General features: G+C 69.0%; 16 protein-coding genes. 9 read left to right on the top strand and 7 right to left on the bottom strand.

Features of this window, described 5'->3' with window-relative positions:
- Positions 1-26 precede the first annotated feature (26 nt).
- From odhB to gloB, 7 genes are all read right to left on the bottom strand, one after another.
- The gene (gene odhB, locus OF380_RS07105) at positions 27-1,304 is read right to left on the bottom strand and encodes a 2-oxoglutarate dehydrogenase complex dihydrolipoyllysine-residue succinyltransferase (protein ID WP_264050072.1); all 1,278 of its coding nucleotides are present in this window, start codon (positions 1,302-1,304) and stop codon (positions 27-29) included.
- A gap of 80 nt (positions 1,305-1,384) precedes the next feature.
- Complete coding sequence (locus tag OF380_RS07110) at positions 1,385-4,357, bottom strand: 2-oxoglutarate dehydrogenase E1 component (RefSeq protein WP_264050073.1); 2,973 nt, start codon at positions 4,355-4,357, stop codon at positions 1,385-1,387.
- Positions 4,358-4,547: 190 nt separating this feature from the next.
- Entirely contained in the window at positions 4,548-5,432 is an 885-nt protein-coding gene (gene sucD, locus OF380_RS07115) for a succinate--CoA ligase subunit alpha (RefSeq protein ID WP_264050074.1), read from the bottom strand.
- An 8-nt stretch (positions 5,433-5,440) separates the two neighbouring features.
- Positions 5,441-6,637 carry an ADP-forming succinate--CoA ligase subunit beta gene (gene sucC, locus OF380_RS07120; RefSeq protein WP_264050075.1) on the bottom strand — a complete coding sequence of 399 codons (1,197 nt, stop codon included), beginning with the start codon at positions 6,635-6,637 and terminating at the stop codon, positions 5,441-5,443.
- Between the two features lie 108 nt (positions 6,638-6,745).
- A complete protein-coding gene (mdh, locus tag OF380_RS07125) occupies positions 6,746-7,708 on the bottom strand; it encodes a malate dehydrogenase (protein WP_264050076.1) in 963 nt (320 codons plus the stop codon).
- Between the two features lie 273 nt (positions 7,709-7,981).
- Complete coding sequence (locus OF380_RS07130) at positions 7,982-8,641, bottom strand: TetR family transcriptional regulator (protein ID WP_318784665.1); 660 nt, start codon at positions 8,639-8,641, stop codon at positions 7,982-7,984.
- Between the two features lie 231 nt (positions 8,642-8,872).
- Positions 8,873-9,640, bottom strand: a complete 768-nt coding sequence (gene gloB, locus OF380_RS07135) for a hydroxyacylglutathione hydrolase (protein ID WP_264051222.1) — start codon at positions 9,638-9,640, stop codon at positions 8,873-8,875.
- 302 nt (positions 9,641-9,942) lie between these two features.
- Between gloB and OF380_RS07140 the strand changes: the two genes are divergently transcribed.
- The 9 genes from OF380_RS07140 to OF380_RS07180 all read left to right on the top strand — a co-directional run bounded on the left by OF380_RS07140 (position 9,943) and on the right by OF380_RS07180 (position 18,116).
- Positions 9,943-10,677 carry a class I SAM-dependent methyltransferase gene (locus OF380_RS07140; RefSeq protein WP_264050078.1) on the top strand — a complete coding sequence of 245 codons (735 nt, stop codon included), beginning with the start codon at positions 9,943-9,945 and terminating at the stop codon, positions 10,675-10,677.
- A 4-nt stretch (positions 10,678-10,681) separates the two neighbouring features.
- A complete protein-coding gene (locus OF380_RS07145; protein WP_264050079.1) occupies positions 10,682-11,371 on the top strand; it encodes a MarC family protein in 690 nt (229 codons plus the stop codon).
- Positions 11,372-11,781: 410 nt separating this feature from the next.
- Positions 11,782-12,423 (top strand): flavodoxin family protein, encoded by a 642-nt coding sequence (locus OF380_RS07150; protein ID WP_404810603.1) that lies wholly within the window; start codon positions 11,782-11,784, stop codon positions 12,421-12,423.
- Positions 12,424-12,430: 7 nt separating this feature from the next.
- Positions 12,431-13,300, top strand: coding sequence for a sigma-70 family RNA polymerase sigma factor (locus tag OF380_RS07155; RefSeq protein WP_264050082.1), 870 nt, complete (start codon positions 12,431-12,433; stop codon positions 13,298-13,300).
- Between the two features lie 150 nt (positions 13,301-13,450).
- Complete coding sequence (locus OF380_RS07160) at positions 13,451-14,251, top strand: acyltransferase (RefSeq protein ID WP_264050083.1); 801 nt, start codon at positions 13,451-13,453, stop codon at positions 14,249-14,251.
- A 530-nt stretch (positions 14,252-14,781) separates the two neighbouring features.
- Positions 14,782-15,579 carry a 4-hydroxy-tetrahydrodipicolinate reductase gene (dapB, locus tag OF380_RS07165; RefSeq protein ID WP_264051223.1) on the top strand — a complete coding sequence of 266 codons (798 nt, stop codon included), beginning with the start codon at positions 14,782-14,784 and terminating at the stop codon, positions 15,577-15,579.
- Between the two features lie 141 nt (positions 15,580-15,720).
- Complete coding sequence (locus OF380_RS07170; RefSeq protein WP_264050084.1) at positions 15,721-16,359, top strand: 2,3-bisphosphoglycerate-dependent phosphoglycerate mutase; 639 nt, start codon at positions 15,721-15,723, stop codon at positions 16,357-16,359.
- Positions 16,360-16,369: 10 nt separating this feature from the next.
- Entirely contained in the window at positions 16,370-17,047 is a 678-nt protein-coding gene (locus OF380_RS07175) for an alpha-ketoglutarate-dependent dioxygenase AlkB (protein WP_264050085.1), read from the top strand.
- Positions 17,048-17,150: 103 nt separating this feature from the next.
- The gene (locus tag OF380_RS07180; RefSeq protein ID WP_264050086.1) at positions 17,151-18,116 is read left to right on the top strand and encodes a hypothetical protein; all 966 of its coding nucleotides are present in this window, start codon (positions 17,151-17,153) and stop codon (positions 18,114-18,116) included.
- The last annotated feature ends 66 nt before the right edge of the window (positions 18,117-18,182 follow it).

Consider the following 18,182-nt stretch of genomic DNA (forward strand, 5'->3'; position numbering starts at 1 on the left):
GGCCGGCGGACGGCAGCTGCCGGGCCTTAGAGGTCGAGCACGAGGCGTGCCGGATCCTCCAGCGCCTCCTTGACGCGCACCAGGAAGGTCACGGCCTCCTTCCCGTCGACGATGCGGTGATCGTAGGACAGGGCGAGGTACATCATCGGCCGCGCCTCGATCTTGCCGGCACGGACGACCGGGCGCTCCTCGATGCGGTGCATGCCGAGGATGCCCGATTGCGGCGCGTTGAGGATCGGGGTCGACATCAGCGACCCGTAGATGCCCCCGTTGGTGATGGTGAAGGTGCCGCCCTGCATCTCGTCGATGGAGAGCTTGCCGTCGCGCGCCTTCTTGCCGAAGCCCGCGATGGTCTTCTCGATGCCGGCGATCGAGAGGTCGTCGGCGTTGCGCACCACCGGGACCACGAGGCCCTTATCGGTCCCGACCGCGATGCCGATGTGGTAGTAGTTCTTGTAGACGAGGTCCTGCCCGTCGATCTCGGCGTTCACCGCCGGCACGTCCTTGAGGGCGCCGATCACCGCCTTGGTGAAGAAGCCCATGAAGCCGAGCTTGGTGCCGTGCTTCTTCTCGAAGATGTCCTTGTACTGGCTGCGCATCGCCATCACGGCCGACATGTCGACGTCGTTGAACGTCGTCAGCATCGCGGCGGTGTCCTGCGCGTCCTTGAGACGGCGGGCGATGGTCTGGCGCAGCTTGGTCATGCGCACGCGCTCCTCGCGCGCCGCGTCGTCGGGCTTCGAGGGCGCGCGCGGGGCGGCGGGCTTCGCCTCCTTCGCGGGGGCCGGCGCCGGGGCGGGCCCCTTGGCGGTCGCCTCCAGCATGTCGCCCTTAGTCACGCGGCCGTCCTTGCCGCTGCCGTTGAGGCTCGACGGATCGATGCCGGATTCCCGCGCCATCTTGGCGACCGCCGGGCCGTGATCGCCGGATTCGCGCGCCTGCGGGGGCGCGGCGTCGCCGTGGTTGCCGTAGCCGGCGGAGGATTCCTGGGCCGGCGCCTCGGCCGCTTTCCTGCTCTCCTCGGCGGGCGCCTCGGCCTTCTTCGGCGCCGCCTTGGCGCCCCCCGAGGCCTCGACGATCGAGCCCAGCAGCGCGCCGGGCTCCACGGTCTCGCCGTCCTTGGCCAGGATCTCGCCGAGCTCGCCCGCCGCCGGGGCGTTCACCTCGAGGGTGACCTTGTCGGTCTCGAGTTCCACCAGCGGCTCGTCGGCCGCCACGGTGTCACCCGGCTTCTTGAACCAGCGACCGATGGTGGCCTCGCTCACGGATTCGCCAAGGGTCGGGACGACGATATCGGTTGCCATGGTTCAGTGTCCGTCCGGGGGTTCGGGGCGCCGGTGCGCGGCGCCCTCGCGAGCGAGAAACGTGCGGAGGGTGCCGGCGGTCAGACCGCCAGCGCCTCGTTGAGGAAGGCCTGGAGCTGGGCCTGGTGCTTCGAGAGCATGCCCACCGCCGTGGAGGCGGAGGCGGGACGGCCGACGTAGCGGGCGCGCTTCACCGGGGACTGGGCCTGGCCCAGCACCCATTCGAGGTAAGGCTCGACGAAGGCCCAGGAGCCCATGTTCTTCGGCTCCTCCTGGCACCACACCACCTCGGCGTTGCGGAAGCGGCCCATCTCGTTGGCGAGCGCCTTGAGGGGGAAGGGATAGAGCTGCTCGACGCGCATCAGGTAGACGTCGTTGACGCCGCGCTTCTCGCGCTCGTCGTAGAGGTCGTAATAGACCTTGCCCGAGCACAGCACGACACGGCGGACCTTGTCGTCTTTTACGAGCTTGATGCCGTCCTCGTCGCGCTCGGCATCGTCCCAGAGCACGCGGTGGAAGCTCGAGCCCTCCGCCATCGCCTCGATGGGCGAGACCGCCTTCTTGTGGCGCAGGAGCGACTTCGGGGTCATCAGGATCAGCGGCTTGCGGAACTCGCGGTGCAGCTGGCGGCGCAGGATGTGGAAGTAGTTCGAGGGCGTGGTGCAGTTGGCGACCTGCATGTTGTCCTCGGCGCACATCTGCAGGAAGCGCTCCAGGCGGGCGGAGGAGTGCTCAGGCCCCTGGCCCTCGTAGCCGTGCGGCAGCAGCAGGGTCAGGCCCGACATGCGCAGCCACTTGCGCTCGCCCGACGAGATGAACTGGTCGATGACCACCTGGGCGCCGTTGGCGAAGTCGCCGAACTGCGCCTCCCACAGCACCAGGGCGTTCGGCTCGGCCGCCGAGTAGCCGTACTCGAAGCCGAGCACCGCCTCCTCGGAGAGCATCGAGTTGATGACCTCCAGGCTCGCCTGGCCCTCGCGGATCGAGTTGAGGGCGGTGTAGCGCTGCTCGTTCTCCTGGTCGATCACCACGGCGTGGCGCTGCGAGAAGGTGCCGCGCTCGACGTCCTGGCCCGAGAGGCGGACCCGGTGGCCCTCGATGAGCAGCGAGCCGAAGGCCAGGGCCTCGGCGGTCGCCCAATCGATGCCCTTGCCGGATTCGACCGCCTTGGCGCGGTTGTCGAAGAAGCGCTGGATCGTGCGGTGCAGGTGGAAGCCGGGCGGCGGCGTGGTGATCTTCTGGGCGATCTCGCGCAGGGTCTCGGCGGGCACGCCGGTCTTGCCGCGACGCGGATCGTCCACATCCTCGCGCACGGCCTTGAAGCCGGCCCAGCGGCCGTCGAGCCAGTCGGCCTTGTTGGCCTTGTAGTTGCCGGCGACCTCGAGCTCGGAATCCAGGATGGCGCGGAACTCGGCCTTGCGGGTGTCGAGCTGCTCCTGGGTCACGACGCCCTCGGCGACGAGCTTCTTGCCGTAGGTCTCCAGCGCGGTCGGGTGCTTGCGGATGCGCTGGTACATCTTCGGCTGGGTGAAGGCCGGCTCGTCGCCCTCGTTGTGGCCGAAGCGGCGGTAGCAGAGCATGTCGATGACGACGGGCTTGCCGAACTTCTGGCGGTACTCGATCGCGATCTTGGCCGCGAAGGTCACGACCTCCGGGTCGTCGCCGTTGCAGTGGAAGATCGGCGCCTCGACCATCTTCGCGACATCGGACGGGTAAGGCGAGGATCGCGAAAAACGCGGATCGGTGGTGAAGCCGATCTGGTTGTTGATGATGAAGTGGATCGAGCCGCCGGTGCGGTGGCCCTTCAGGCCGGACAGGCCGAGGCACTCGGCCACCACGCCCTGGCCGGCGAAGGCGGCGTCGCCGTGGATCAGCAGCGGCACCACGCGGGTGCGCTCCACCGTGGGCTTGGCCCGCTGGTCCTGCTTGGCGCGCACCTTACCCAGCACCACCGGATCGACGATCTCGAGGTGGGACGGATTTGCGGTGAGCGAGAGGTGGACGTTGTTGCCGTCGAAGGCGCGGTCCGACGAGGCACCGAGATGGTACTTCACGTCGCCGGAGCCCTCGACCTCGGCGGGGTTCGCCGAGCCGCCCTTGAACTCGTTGAAGACCGCCCGGAAGGGCTTGGCCATCACGTTGGTGAGCACGTTGAGGCGGCCGCGATGGGCCATGCCCACGACGATCTCCTCGGCGCCGAGCGCGCCGCCGCGCTTGATGATCTGCTCCAGGGCCGGGATCATCGCCTCGGAGCCGTCGAGGCCGAAGCGCTTGGTACCGGTGTACTTGAGGTCGAGGAACTTCTCGAAGCCCTCGGCCTCGATCAGCTTGTTGAGGATCGCGCGACGGCCCTCGGGCGTGAAGGTGATCTCCTTGCCCTTGCCCTCGATGCGCTCCTGGATCCACGCCTTCTCCTCCGGGTTGGAGATGTGCATGAACTCGACGCCGAGGGTGTTGCAGTAGGTGCGCTCCAGGATCTCGACGATCTCGCGGATGGTCGAGAATTCGAGGCCGAGCACGTTGTCGAGGAAGATCGGGCGGTCCCAATCCTTCTCCTCGAAGCCGTAATGCTGCGGGTGCAGTTCCTCGTGGTCGCCGCGCGGGGCGAGGCCGAGGGGGTCGAGCTTGGCGTGCAGGTGGCCGCGCATGCGGTAGGCGCGGATCAGCATGATCGCGCGGACCGAATCCTTCGTGGCCTGCTCCACCGAGATGCCGGGGGCGGAGGCGATGACGGCGCCCTTGGCGGGCTCCTTCGCCGTGTCGGACTTGGCGCGGATCTTCTCGCCCATCGCCTTCTCGACGGTGGCCCAGTTGCCGTCGAGTGCCGAGACGATCTCGCCGTTGGCATGGATCGGCCAGTTCGGGCGCTCCCAGGAGGCGCCGGCGGCGTTCTTCTCCGCCAGTCCCTTGTCCTCGTTCAGGGACTTGAAGAACGTCTGCCACTCGGGATCGACCGCGTTCGGATCGCGGGCATAGGCCGCCTGCAATTCCTCGATGTAGGCGGCGTTGCCGCCGTAGAGGAACGAGGTTTCGAGCGCGTCCTGGCGTGCCATCGTCTGGGTCATCCTGCCGCTTCGCGGGGCCCGCGCTTCCAGGGGGCCCTGCCCGATCGGTCCCGCGCGGGGCGCGGTCGCGGATCGGAGGTGTCGGGAAAGACGCGGGGCCCGGGCCGCGCGTCGCTCGTTGATAGATGGGGGCGCGGACCTGAACGTCGGGGCAACGCTGGCCTGCGCCCCCCGCGTGTCAGCCGCGCAGGACCTCGACCAGGGTGCTGCCGAGGCGCGCCGGCGAGGGCGAGACCCGGATGCCGGCCGCTTCCATGGCGGCGATCTTGTCCTCGGCGCCGCCCTTGCCGCCCGAGATGATGGCGCCCGCGTGGCCCATGCGGCGGCCCGGAGGCGCCGTGCGGCCGGCGATGAAGCCGACCATGGGCTTCTTGCGGCCGCGCTTGGCCTCGTCGGCGAGGAACTGCGCCGCTTCCTCTTCGGCCGAGCCGCCGATCTCGCCGATCATCACGATCGACGTGGTCTTCTCGTCGGCGAGGAACAGCTCGAGCATGGAGATGAACTCCGTGCCCTTCACCGGGTCGCCGCCGATGCCGACCGCCGTGGTCTGGCCGAGACCCGCGTTGGTGGTCTGGAACACGGCCTCGTAGGTCAGCGTGCCGGAGCGGGAGACGATGCCCACCGAGCCCGGCTTGAAGATGTTGGCCGGCATGATGCCGATCTTGCACTGGCCCGCCGTGACGATGCCGGGGCAGTTCGGGCCCACCAGCCGGGACTTCGAACCCTCGAGGGCGCGCTTGACCCGCACCATGTCGAGCACCGGAATGCCCTCGGTGATGCAGACGATGAGCGGGATCTCGGCCTGGATCGCCTCGCAGATCGCATCCGCCGCGCCCGGCGGCGGCACGTAGACCACGGAGGCGTCGGCGCCGGTGGCCTCGCGCGCCTCCGCCACCGTGTCGAAGACCGGCAGGTTGAGGTGCTTGGAGCCGCCCTTACCGGGCGAGGTGCCGCCGACCATCTTGGTGCCGTAGGCGATGGCCTGCTCGGAGTGGAAGGTCCCGTTCTTGCCGGTGAAGCCCTGGCAGATGACCTTGGTGTTCGCGTCGATCAGGATGGACATGGGTACTCTCAGCCCTTCTTCACGGCGGCGACGATCTTCTGCGCGGCATCATCGAGGTCATCGGCCGGGATCACGTTGAGACCGGAATTCCGGATGATCTCCTTGCCCTTCTCGACGTTGGTGCCCTCGAGGCGCACCACCAGCGGAACCTGCAGGCCCACCGCCTTCACCGCCGCGATCACGCCGTTGGCGATCACGTCGCACTTCATGATCCCGCCGAAGATGTTGACGAGGATGCCCTTCACCTGCGGATCGGCGGTGATGATCTTGAAGGCCGCGGTGACCTTCTCTTCCGAGGCGCCGCCGCCGACATCGAGGAAGTTCGCCGGCTCCTCGCCGTAGAGCTTGATGATGTCGAGGGTCGCCATGGCGAGGCCCGCGCCGTTGACCATGCAGCCGATCGTGCCGTCGAGCGCGATGTAGGCCAGGTCGTACTTGGAGGCCTCGATCTCCTTGGCGTCCTCCTCGGTCTCGTCGCGGAGCGCGACGATGTCGGGGTGGCGGTAGAGGGCGTTCGAGTCGAAGGAGATCTTGGCGTCGAGGCACTTGAGGTGGCCGTCGCCGGTGAGCACCAGCGGGTTGATCTCCAGCATGCTCATGTCCTTGGCGGTGAACGCCTCGTAGAGCTTGGTGGTGAGGTCGCCGGCTTCCTTGGCCTGGGCGCCCGAGAGGCCGAGCGTCTTGGCGACGAGGCGGCCGTGATGGGGCATCACGCCGGTGGCGGGATCCACCGAGAAGGTGACGATCTTCTCGGGCGTCTCGTGGGCCACCGTCTCGATGTCCATGCCGCCCTCGGTGGAGACCACGAACGCGACCCGGCCGGTCTCGCGGTCCACCAGCATCGAGAGGTAGAACTCCGCCTCGATCTGGGCGCCCTCCTCGATGTAGAGGCGGTTGACCTGCTTGCCGGCCTCGCCGGTCTGGATCGTCACCAGGGTCTGGCCGAGCATCTCGCCGGCGAACTGCTTGACCTCGTCGAGGGACTTCGTGACCCGCACGCCGCCCTTGGCGCCGGCGGGCGCGCCCTTGAAGGTGCCCTTGCCGCGGCCGCCCGCGTGGATCTGCGACTTCACCACCCAGACCGGGCCGCCGAGTTCCTTGGCGGCGGCCTCGGCCTCCTCGGGCTTGAAGATCGGCACGCCGCGCGAGACGGGCAGGCCGAACGCCTTCAGCACCGCCTTGGCCTGGTACTCGTGAATGTTCATGGACGTTTCTCCGCCTCATCCCGGCGCCGGGCGCGGGAGCTCAGGACACCGTCACCGTCGCACCGAGCCGCCGGGCGGCTCGGTGCGCGGCGCTTCTTGCGAGGGTTTTCAGGCCAGCGCGGGGTTCACGCCCTTGCAGGCCTCGATCAGGGTCTTCACGGCGCCGACCGACTTGTCGAACATCGCCTTCTCGTCGCCGTTGAACTCCACTTCGAGCACGCGTTCGACGCCGTTGGCGCCGATCACGATCGGCACGCCGACATACATGTCGGAGACGCCGTACTCGCCGTTGAGGTAGGCGGCGCAGGGGAGCACGCGGCGCTTGTCGCGCAAGTAGCTCTCGGCCATGGCGATGGCGGAGGCGGCGGGCGCGTAGAAGGCCGAGCCGGTCTTGAGCAGGTTGACGATCTCGCCGCCGCCCTTGCGGGTGCGCTCGACCATGGCGTCGAGCTTCTCCTGGGTGGTCCAGCCGAGCTTGACCAGATCGGTCAGCGGCACGCCGGCGACCGTGGAGTAGCGCACCAGCGGCACCATGTCGTCGCCGTGGCCGCCGAGCACGAAGGCGGTGACGTCCTCCACCGAGACCTTGAATTCGTCGGCCAGGAAGTGGCGGAAGCGGGCGGAATCGAGCACGCCGGCCATGCCGACCACCTTGTGGGTGGGCAGGCCCGAGAATTTCTGCAGGGCCCAGACCATCGCGTCGAGGGGGTTGGTGATGCAGATCACGAAGGCGTCCGGCGCGTGCTCCTTGATGCCGGTGCCGACGGCCTCCATCACCTTGAGGTTGATGCCGATGAGGTCGTCGCGGCTCATGCCGGGCTTGCGCGGCACGCCGGCGGTGACGATCACCACGTCGGCCCCGGCGATCGCGGCATAGTCGCTGGCGCCCGTATAGGTGGCGTCGAAGCCGTCGACGGGGGCGGATTCCGCGATGTCGAGGCCCTTGCCCTGGGGCACGCCGTCCGCGATGTCGAACAGCACGACGTCGCCGAGTTCCTTCAGGCCCGCCAGATGCGCGAGGGTTCCACCGATCTGTCCGGCGCCGATGAGCGCGATCTTGCTGCGTGCCATGGGGGAAACGAACCTCCGCTCTTGAATGGACCGGCCGCGACGCTCTGGGGGCTTTGGGCCGCCGCCGCGTGACTGCCGCGGTGTGTGGCGGAAAAGGCCCAGGGCTTCAACCGAGGCACGCAGGGCAATGCAGGGTTCGAGCCAAGCTTCCCGGAGGCACGGGCGCCCGGCGCTTCGAAAAAGCCAAGACTTGCAAACAGCTTACGGGAAACGGGCGCCGCGAAGTTCGGCGGCAAAGCTCAAGTGACAGACACAAAACTCTGTCACGGCGCCTTAGAGCGTGCCCGTCCGAAGCACCTTCTGGATGGCCAGGATCACGGCGCCGAGGCGCGCTTCCACGAGGTCGCGCGGCAGGTCCGCGTCGTGCTGGATCGCGAGCGGATGGGTGAAGCGGTAGCTCGCGTCGAAGATGTGGGCGATGGCCCGCTCGCGGTCGCGGGCGACGAAGGCGCCGGCCCCGATCCCCTCCTCCACCACGCGCTCCACCAGGCTGCGCAGGCGCACCCGGTGGCGGCGGGCGATCGGACGGGCGGCCACCGCCGCGTCGAGGTGGACCGCGAACAGGTTCGGCTCGTGGACCAGGGTCTCGCGCTGCACGCTGGCGAGCGCCGTGAGCAGGCGCTCGATCTTGTCGTCGGCCGGGTCGGGCGCATCGGCGATGCGGGCGAGCTCCGCCTCGACGTCGCGCAGCCAGCGCCCCGCCACCGCGTCGAGGAGCGCGTCCTTGGACGGGAAGTAGCGGTAGACGTTGGCGTGGGTCATGCCGGCCTCGGCGGCCACCGCCACCACCGTGACGCGCTTGGGGCCGAGGCGGCGCAGGTGCTCGGTGGCGACCGCGAGGAGGCGCGCGTCGACGGCGAGGGGCGCGGCCGCCCGGGGCGCCGGCCGGGCCACGCGCGGAACCGTGATGCGGACGGGGCTATCCCTCCCCATGGTTTCGTCAGAGGATTCGGACCCCTGGTTGTGGCTGAGGTCGATCTCGTGCCCGAAGGCGAAGGGCGGGCCGGGCGGCTGCATCGAAAGGGACACCGGGGCTCGTGGAGGGAAGGAACGACGGGCCTCCCGGACAGGTCCGCCTTGCCGAAGCGGACCTCAATGGCCGGGATATCCAGAATACGGGCGCCAATGACAGCACCCGCCACGCTGTAACGCCCCTTTAGCGGGTCATGACCGGTTCTTCCAGGCCCTCAATGCCGTAAAGACAACCGAGGCGTGGCTGCCGGGTGGGAGATTCACCGCCTGAGCGAGGTCCGGCTCGCCGGCGCGCAGGAACGGATTGGTCGCCCGCTCCGCCGCCATGGTGCTCGGAATCAGGAAGCGGCCCTCGGCCCGGGCGCGCTCGGCCTCCGCCGCGCGGGCGGCGAGCGCCGCGTTGCCGGGCTCGGCGGCCAGGGCGAAGCGGGCATTGCCCAGCACGTAGTCGTGGCCGCTATAGACCGCCGTCTCATCGGGCAGGGCCAGGAACCGCTCCAGCGAGGTCCAGAGGGTGGCGGGCTCGGCCTCCATCACCCGGCCGCAGCCGAGGGTGAACAGGGTGTCGCCGGCAAACACCACCCCGGCCTGCCGGAACCAGTAGGTGACGTGGTCGGCGCAGTGCCCCGGCGTCTCCCAGACCTGCGCGGCGAGATCGCCGACCCGGACCACGTCGCCCTCCGCGACCCAAACATCGACCTCGGGCACCGCGTCGCCCGCCTTGCGGGGGGCGGTGACCCGGGCGCCCGTGCGGGCCTTCACCGCTGGGATGCCCTCCACGTGGTCGGCGTGCCGGTGGGTGACGAGGATGTCGGTGAGCGTCCAGCCCGCCTCGTCGAGCGCCGCCAGGACGGGACCGGCTTCCGGCACGTCGATGGCCGCGCAGGCGCCGGTGGCGGGGTCGCGGATCAGCACGCCGATGTTGTCGCTGCGGCAGAGGAAGGTGCGGATCTCGGGCATCGGGGCTGCCGTGGGTGTTCCTTGCATGGGCGTTCCTCGCATGGGCGTTCCTTGCATGGGCATTCGTCGCATCGCTGGTCCTCGCGCGCTCGGCGGCCGTTGGGCGAGGGCATGGAACTGGGACCTGGGACAGGGAGATGGGGCGGCAGGCATGCGGGTCCAGGCATGCGGGTCCAGGCGGTTTCCCCCGCTCCGTGGCCGTGCCGGGCCGCTGCGGGCTTGTCGCGCGGGGCCCCTGCCCCCATTGATGCCCTGCACCCTTCCCCGTGCCCCGTGTCCCGTGGCCGCCTGAACCTCGCCCCATGCGCCTCGACGTCACCGACCTGCGCGCCTTCTACGCGAGCCCCCTCGGGGCCGTGACGCACCGCATCGTCGCGCGCACCCTCCACGGCTTCCTCGGCTCGGTCTCCGGCCTGCGGGTGCTCGGGCTCGGCTACGCCACGCCCTATCTCGGCCCCGTCCACGTCATCGCCGAGCGGACCCTGGCCTTCATGCCGGCCACCCAAGGGGTGGTGAACTGGCCCGGCAGCGGCCGCTCCTGCTCGGCGCTCGCGGACCCCACGATGATGCCCCTGCCCGAGGCGGCGGTGGACCGGGTGATCCTCGTCCACGCCCTCGAATCGGTGGAGAGCCCCACCGAGCTGCTGCAGGACGTCTGGCGGGTGCTGACCCCGGGGGGCCGCATGATCCTGGTGGTGCCGAACCGGCGCGGCGTCTGGGCCCGGCGCGACGCCACGCCCTTCGGCCACGGCCAGCCCTACAGCCGCTCGCAGCTCGCCCGGCTGATGCGCGCGACCCAGTTCTCTCCCGAGGGCTGGGCCGAGGCGCTCTACATGCCCCCGGTGGAGAACCGCCTGCTGCTGCAGACGGCGAGCGCCTGGGAGCGGATGGGCACCAGCCTGTCCCTGCCCTTCGCGGGGCTGCACGTGGTGGACGCCACCAAGCAGCTCTACCGTCCCGTCACCGTGCGCCGGGTGCGCCGGGTGACCCGCCTCGCCCCGGCCCGCGCGCTGGTGCCGGCCCCCTCCCCCGGTTGAGCGGATGCTGAGCCTCATCGCGCCGGAAGCGGCCCTGCAGAGCTTCGTGCTCGCTTTCTCGGCCCTGTTCTCCATCGTGAATCCGGTGGGTTCGTCGCTGATCTTCGCGCAGGTGGCGGCGATGCACTCGCATGCCGAGCGCCTGGAGCTGGCCCGACGCATCGGCTTCTACGCCGCCCTGATCATGCTCTCCGCCCTCTGGGCCGGGGCGCCGATCCTCAACTTCTTCGGCGTCTCCCTGGCCGCGCTGCGTATCGCCGGCGGCCTCGTGGTGGCGGCCTCGGCCTGGACGCTGCTGACGGCGCCGGAGGCGCGCGAGGCCCGCAAGCAGGCGGAGGCGACCCGCGAGCCCGCCGGCAACCTCGCCGAGATCGCCTTCTTTCCCCTCACCCTGCCCTTCACCACCGGCCCCGGCACCATCGCGGTGGCGATCGCGCTCGGCTCCAATCGGCCGGCCCCCGGCCCCGAGCGGATCGGCTTCTACGTGGGCATGTCGCTGGCGGCGCTCGCCATCGCCGTGCTGGTGCGCTTCACCTACGGCTCGGCGGACCGGGTGGTGACCTGGATCGGCCCCGTGGGCGCGCGGGTGCTGGGCCGCCTCTTCGCCTTCCTGCTCCTCTGCGTCGGCACCCAGATCACCGTCAACGGCATCACCGACGTGCTCGGGCCGCTCCTGGCGCAGGCGGGGCGCTGATCCTCGCTCCCGCGGACACCCGATCCGCGCGGAGGCGGCACCGCGGCGACCGGACCGTGCCGAACGGTCGTGCCCGCAGAACGGCAGGACTGGGCCCGTAAAACCGGGCCGCCAAGCTGATGGCGGCCGGACAACCATCCGCCGCGCAGGTCGGGCACGACGGGGCGCGATCGGCTCCTCCCAACCCTCTGGCGCCTTTTCGATCATCGCCACGTCTTCCCTGAAGCGATCATTCGGACGGCCGCAAGGAATTCCGCTTTTTCCACCTCCGTCTGGTCATTCCCGGGAAGGGAACTCGGGAACAGGTTCCGGGAATGGAACGGCCTCGAATCGGGCTGTTTCTGCCCGGATGTCACACTTGGCCAAGCGACCTTGTCATGCCTCCGACTGCATTCACAAACGAGGGCATGATGCACATCATTGAGGAAGACGGTCGTCGCAACACCCGGACGGAACACAGTATCCGCGTCGCGATCGTCTATCATAGCGGCTATGGACACACCGCCCGACAGGCCGAGGCTGTGGCGGACGGCGTGCGGCAGGTGGGCGGTTCCAGCCCTCTCCTCCTGGCCGTCGAAGAAGCGCAGCAGCGCTTGGATGACCTTCATGCCGCGCACGCGATCATTTTCGGTGCGCCGACGTACATGGGCGCGGCCTCGGCGTCGTTCAAAGCCTTCCAGGAAGCGACCTCACAAGTGATGATGGCTGGGGGGTATCAGTGGAGAGACAAAATCGCCGCCGGATTCACCAATTCCGGGGCACGGGCTGGCGACAAATTGTCGACGCTGCTCCAGATGGTTCTGTTCGCCGCGCAACACGGAATGCACTGGGTCAGTCTCGATCTGCCACCTGCCAATAACTCCAGGTCCGGCTCGGAATCAGACATGAACCGGCTGGGCTTCTGGATTGGCGCCGCTGCGCAATCGAACACCGACGAAGGCCCGGACACGGCGCCCCCAGAAGCCGACCTCGCCACCGCCCGGCATCTCGGAGCACGAGTCGCACGGGTCACTCGCGACTTCGTTCGCGGCCGGGACTTACCATGCGCGTAGTCCGCGAATGACCGCCGATTCAGATCCCCACCTGCAGGAACTTCGCCCGGGCCTGATCCGGCTTGCCTACCGAATGCTCGGGTCGGTCGCAGACGCGGAGGACATCGTGCAGGACGCCTATGCACGCTGGCTCGCGGTAGATCCCGCTTCGGTGCGTGGCCCGGCCGCGTTTCTGCGTGTCATTGTCACGCGCCTTTGCCTCAATCAGTTGAAGTCGGCCCGTCGCCGCCGCGAAACCTATGTCGGCCCATGGTTGCCGGAACCAGTCTTCGATCCCGAGGATGCCGATTCACCCGATGACATCACTCTGCCGCTGATGATCGCTCTGGAACGGCTGTCGCCGCTGGAGCGAGCCGCTTTCCTACTGCACGACGTGTTCGGCATGGATTTCCCGGACGTGGCACAAGCCATCGACCGGACTCCCGCCGCTTGTCGTCAACTCGCCAGCCGGGCACGGACTCATCTTCTGCAGAAGCGCCCGCGCTTTGTCGTGAGCAAAGAGCATGGTCTCAAGATTGCTTCGGCTTTCTTCGCGGCATCGCGCAACGGCGATATGAGTACTCTCCGCACCATGCTGGCGGAGGATGTGATCGCCTACGCTGACGGTGGCGGCAAGGTTCCGGCAACATTGACGCCACTTATCGGCATCGACGCAGTGCTGGGGCGCCATGCAGAAATGGCGAGCGATTTCGCGCGTTCTTCATCGCAACTCCTGCGATATGTGAGCATTGATGGCTTACCAGGCTTCCTTACTGTAGAGATGGGCGGCATCGTGCAGACGACAGCGCTGCACATTCAAGACAAAAAGATCAGAACCATCTATGTAACACGCAACCCAGATAAGCTGAAACGCGTTTCAAGAAATATATCTTCTTAAAAACCTAAAACATATTGTTCTTATTTGAAAAACTTTAATGCACATCGATTGAGCAGGAACGGAGTCAGCATCTACAAGCAGTCAGATTTCTGAAACTCGTCGCTTTTGGAAAGCCGCCAACGCACTGCCAAGGGCAAACTCTCTTGGATCGTGGCCGATCCGCGGGAGCCTTCGGACTATGGCTCGCCAGACGTAGTTCGGAAGAACGGTTGCGAGACTCGGCCCATTGCCTCTTACTCCCGACCTGCGAGTGAAGCAGACGACGTTGGGGTTCTCCCTGACGGCCGCGGGGCGGCACCGTCCCACGCACTCAGATCCTTGACGTGTTCGGGTTTCGTGGGGCTGTCCCATGCCCGTCACACGCTGGAGGCGTTCGCCTTGAAGTCCCTTCGGCTCCTTCTCGGATATCTCTGCTTTCACATCGGCAACGCCATTCCGGGCTTTGCCTTTCTCGGTCGTTCGAAGATCGTCTTCTACCGATTGTCGGGCATCAAAATCGGAGCGGATGCCCTCGTGGTCGGCCCGCTCAAGGTCGATTACAGCCTCTCCGACGACGTGCTTTCGTCGATCGAGATCGGCGCGGGGACGTATATCGGGAGGGATTTCCGCGTTTCGACGTTCAAGGGCACGGTGACGATCGGACAGAACTGCCAGATCGCCTCGGATGTGAGCCTGGAGACCAATACCCATCGGTTGAATGCGTGGACAGGCCCGTTCCGGATACGGTTCCAGAAGCCGATCATCATCCGCGATGGCGTCTGGATCGGCGCGAAGGCGCTCATCCTGCCGGGCGTGACGATCGGCGAGAACGCGGTCGTCGCTGGCGGCTCGGTGGTGACGAAGGATGTTCCGGCCAACACGCTGTGGGGCGGATCGCCCGCCAAGCTCATCCGGGACCTTCAGCCGGCCGTCACCAGCAGTTCCGTCTGGCTCGCCGGGCTCTGCGCGTAGACGGGGCGGCAAGCCCTGTCGGCACATCGCTGATCTAATACCAAATCTCAGTGAGCCTGACCCATAGGTCAGTCTCGCTGAGGTCCGGCGGACGACCGCCGCCGCGCCGTCGCGCGGGCAGATCTCGATGAGTCAAGCTCATCGAGATCTGGTATAAGCCTCGATCCGCGTCGCCCACCGAAAGGCCCGTGGGGTGCCCAGCGCCCGCTTCGGACACGGATCGCGAGCGGCCACGCCGAGCGCGCGCATGGGCCCTGTCCCGCGAGCGAGGCTGACCGCCGAACGCACGATCCGACGCACGCCGTGGGCCGACCCGATCCAACCGGTCGGACATCGGAGCATCGAGCCGCGCGCGCTTCGAAAGCCCGCCTCCGGAGGACCGGAGCGTGCACCGGGACGCGCCCCGCCCGGCCCGATCCTTGTCCCGCGCGGCCGGAGGCTGTACCGCAACCTCCGGATTCGACGGGCCAGCGGTGAGGCCGGACATGGTGAGGCCGGACATGGTGGGGCCAGACATGGTGAGGCCGGACATGCGGCTCGTGGTGGTCGGCGCCGACGGGCGCATGGGGCGGATGCTGATCCGCGCAGTGGCGGAGGCCGAGGGCTGCACCCTGTCGGGCGCCATCGAGCGCGAGGGCTCGCCGGCCCTGGGGCAGGATGCCGGCACGCTCGCGGGCCTCGGGGCGCTCGGCGTCACCGTGACGGACGATCCGCTCCCGGTCTTCGCGGCGGCGGAAGGCGTGCTCGACTTCACCGCGCCGGCCGCCACCACGTTCTTTGCCGAACTCGCGGCCCAGGCCCGGATCGTCCACGTGGTCGGCACCACGGGGATGCAGGAGGCGGACCTCGCCCGGCTCGCAGCAGCCGCCCACCACGCCCGCATCGTGCGCTCCGGCAACATGTCGCTCGGCGTCAACCTCGTCGCCGGCCTCGTGCGCCGGATGGCGGCGGCGCTCGGCGAGGATTTCGACATCGAGATCCTGGAGATGCATCACCGCATGAAGGTCGATGCGCCCTCCGGCACGGCCCTCCTCCTCGGCGAGGCGGCGGCGCAGGGGCGCGACGTGGCGCTCGCCGACGCCCGCGTCTCCACCCGCGACGGGCATACCGGCGCGCGCCGGCCCGGCGACATCGGCTTCGCCACCCTGCGGGGCGGCTCGGTGGTGGGCGACCACAGCGTGATCTTCGCCGGCCCCGGCGAGCGCATCACGGTCAGCCACCACGCCGAGGACCGGGCGGTCTTCGCGCGCGGCGCGGTGCGGGCCGCCCTCTGGGCCTTCGCCAAGCCGCCGGGGCTCTACGGGATGGACGACGTGCTCGGGCTCTGAAGCCGGGGCCCGTCATCCCCCGTTCACAGGCGCGGGCGCATGAGCCCGCGCGACGCGGTTTCGCTGCGTTGCAACATGTGGCAAAGACCAGCCGGTCTTCCGATCAACGTTCTTTTCCAAGACCAAGAGGATCGTCCCCCGATGGAGCGCCTTCTCGTCCTCGCTCGCCACGGCCAGAGCGAATGGAACCTTCAGAAGCTGTTCACGGGCTGGCGTGATCCCGAGCTCACGACGCTCGGCGTCGAGGAGGCGCGCAATGCCGGGCGCTGGCTCAAGGAGCAGGGCTACGGCTTCGACGTGGCCTTCACCTCGAACCTCAAGCGGGCCCAGCGCACCTGCGCGCTGATCCTGGAGGAGATGGGCCTGGAGGGGATCGAGACGATCCGCAACGAGGCCCTGAACGAGCGCGACTACGGCGACCTCTCCGGCCTCAACAAGGACGATGCCCGCGAGCGCTGGGGCGACGCCCAGGTGCACCAGTGGCGCCGCTCCTACGACGTGCCGCCCCCCGGCGGCGAGAGCCTGAAGGACACCGCCGCCCGGGTGCTGCCCTACTATATCCAGTTCATCCTGCCCCGCGTGATGGCGGGCGAGCGGGTGCTGGTGGCGGCTCACGGCAACTCGCTGCGCGCCCTCGTGATGGTGCTCGACGGCATGACCACGAAGACCATCGCCAGCCTCGAGATCGCCACCGGCATCCCCCTCGTCTACGCGCTCAAGGCCGACACCACGGTGGAGAGCAAGACGGTGCTGGAGCACGACATCGACCACAAGGCCTGAGCGGGGCCCCGTGTCGCCGGAACGTCCGGCCGGGATCGTCCTCGTTCCCGGCCTGATCCACGTGCCGGGCTACCTCGACGGTGCGGGCCGGGCCCGCCTCGCCGCCGAACTCGCGGCGGCGCTCGCCCTCGCCCCCGCCTATACCCCGCGCATGCCGCGCACCGACCGGCCCTTCTCGGTGCGGATGTCGAATTGCGGCGCCCTCGGCTGGGTCTCGGACCGGGCGGGCTACCGCTACCAGCCGCACCACCCCGAAACGGGCGCGCCCTGGCCGGCCATTCCCGTGACCGCGCTCGCCGCCTGGGCCGCGCTGTCGGGCTATCCCGCCCCGCCGGAGGCCTGCCTCGTCAACCTCTACGCGGCCGGGGCCCGGATGGGGCTGCACCAGGACCGGGACGAGGAAGCCCTCGACGCGCCGGTGGTCTCGCTGTCGCTCGGCGCCACCGCCCTGTTCCGCTACGGCGGCCTCGCGCGCTCGGACCCGACCCGCTCGCTGCGCCTGCGGGCCGGTGACGCCCTCGTGATCGGGGGTGCGGCCCGCCTGATCCACCACGGCATCGACCGGCTCATCCCCGAGGCGCCCAACCTGCTCGGGGGCCCCGACGCGCCGGTGCCGATGGATTTCCTGCCCCCCGACGGGCGCTGCAACCTGACCCTGCGCCGCGTGACGCGGCCGCCGGGCGCTTGACAGCGGCGGGGTGTTAAGCCGACCCATCGCCTCAGCATGAAACGACGCCCCGCCGGCCGAGCCTTCCGGCACGGGACCGGGGTCCCCGCGGAGAACCGATCCGATGCGTCTGCGTAACCTCGTCCGTCCCGCCCCGCTCCTCGCCCTCGTCTTCGGGCTGGGGCTGGCGGGTCAGGCCCTCGCGGCGGACCCGGTGTTTCCGCCGAGCTCGCGCTTCGGCTTCGACCCGCCCTCCGACATGGTCTCCTCGAAGCGCTTCTCCGGCCTGGAGCGGCTGGAGGGCGGGGCGACGGTCTCGGTGGTGGAACTGCCGGCCAACGCCTTCGCGGATCTGGAGACCAACTTCACCGACGAGAACCTGAAGGCGCAGGGCTTCATCGTCTCGAGCCGGCAGGCCATCAAGGTCGCGGGCGGCGTCGACGCGGTGCTGTTCACCGGCGACCAGCCGGCGGTGGAGGCCGCCGGCACCCCGGCGATCAAGAAGTGGATGCTGCTGGTGGGCGATCCCACCGTCACCGGCATCATCATCGCGCAGGCGACCCCGGACGCCGAGACCGAGGAGACCATGAAGCGCCTGCTGACCGGCATCCACATCCGGCCGGCCCTGAGCCTGGAGCAGCAGGTCGCCGCGCTGCCCTTCCGCATCGGCACCGACGCGGGCTTCCGTCCCGTGCGGGTGCTCGCCGGCAACTCGGTGCTGCTGACGCAGGGGCCCAAGGACGAGATGCTGGGCCTGGAGCAGCCGATCCTCGTGCTGGCGCAGGCCGTGCAGCCCCCGCCGGCCACGGAGCAGCGCGACGCCTTCGCCCGCGCGGCGCTCTACTCGAACCAGACCATGAAGGACTTCGTGATCGAGCGGTCCCAGAGCTACCGCCAGAACGGCGTCGACTGGCACGAGATCGTGGCCCGCGCCCTGGACACCGCCTCCGGCACGCCGGTGGTCATCTCGCAGACCATCCGCTTCGCGCCGGACGGCTACCTGCGCGCGGTGGGCGTGGTGAAGGCCGAGAAGCGCGAGGGCGTGCTCGCCCGCTTCCGCGAGGTCGTGGACAGCGTGCAGCTGCGCTAGGGCCTCGCGTCCCCACCCGCGCGCGGGTGGGGATGATCGCCTCTGCGAAGCGTCTCACTGGACGCC

Origin of the sequence: Methylobacterium sp. FF17 (assembly GCF_025813715.1) — a bacterium.
Taxonomy (GTDB): domain Bacteria; phylum Pseudomonadota; class Alphaproteobacteria; order Rhizobiales; family Beijerinckiaceae; genus Methylobacterium; species Methylobacterium flocculans.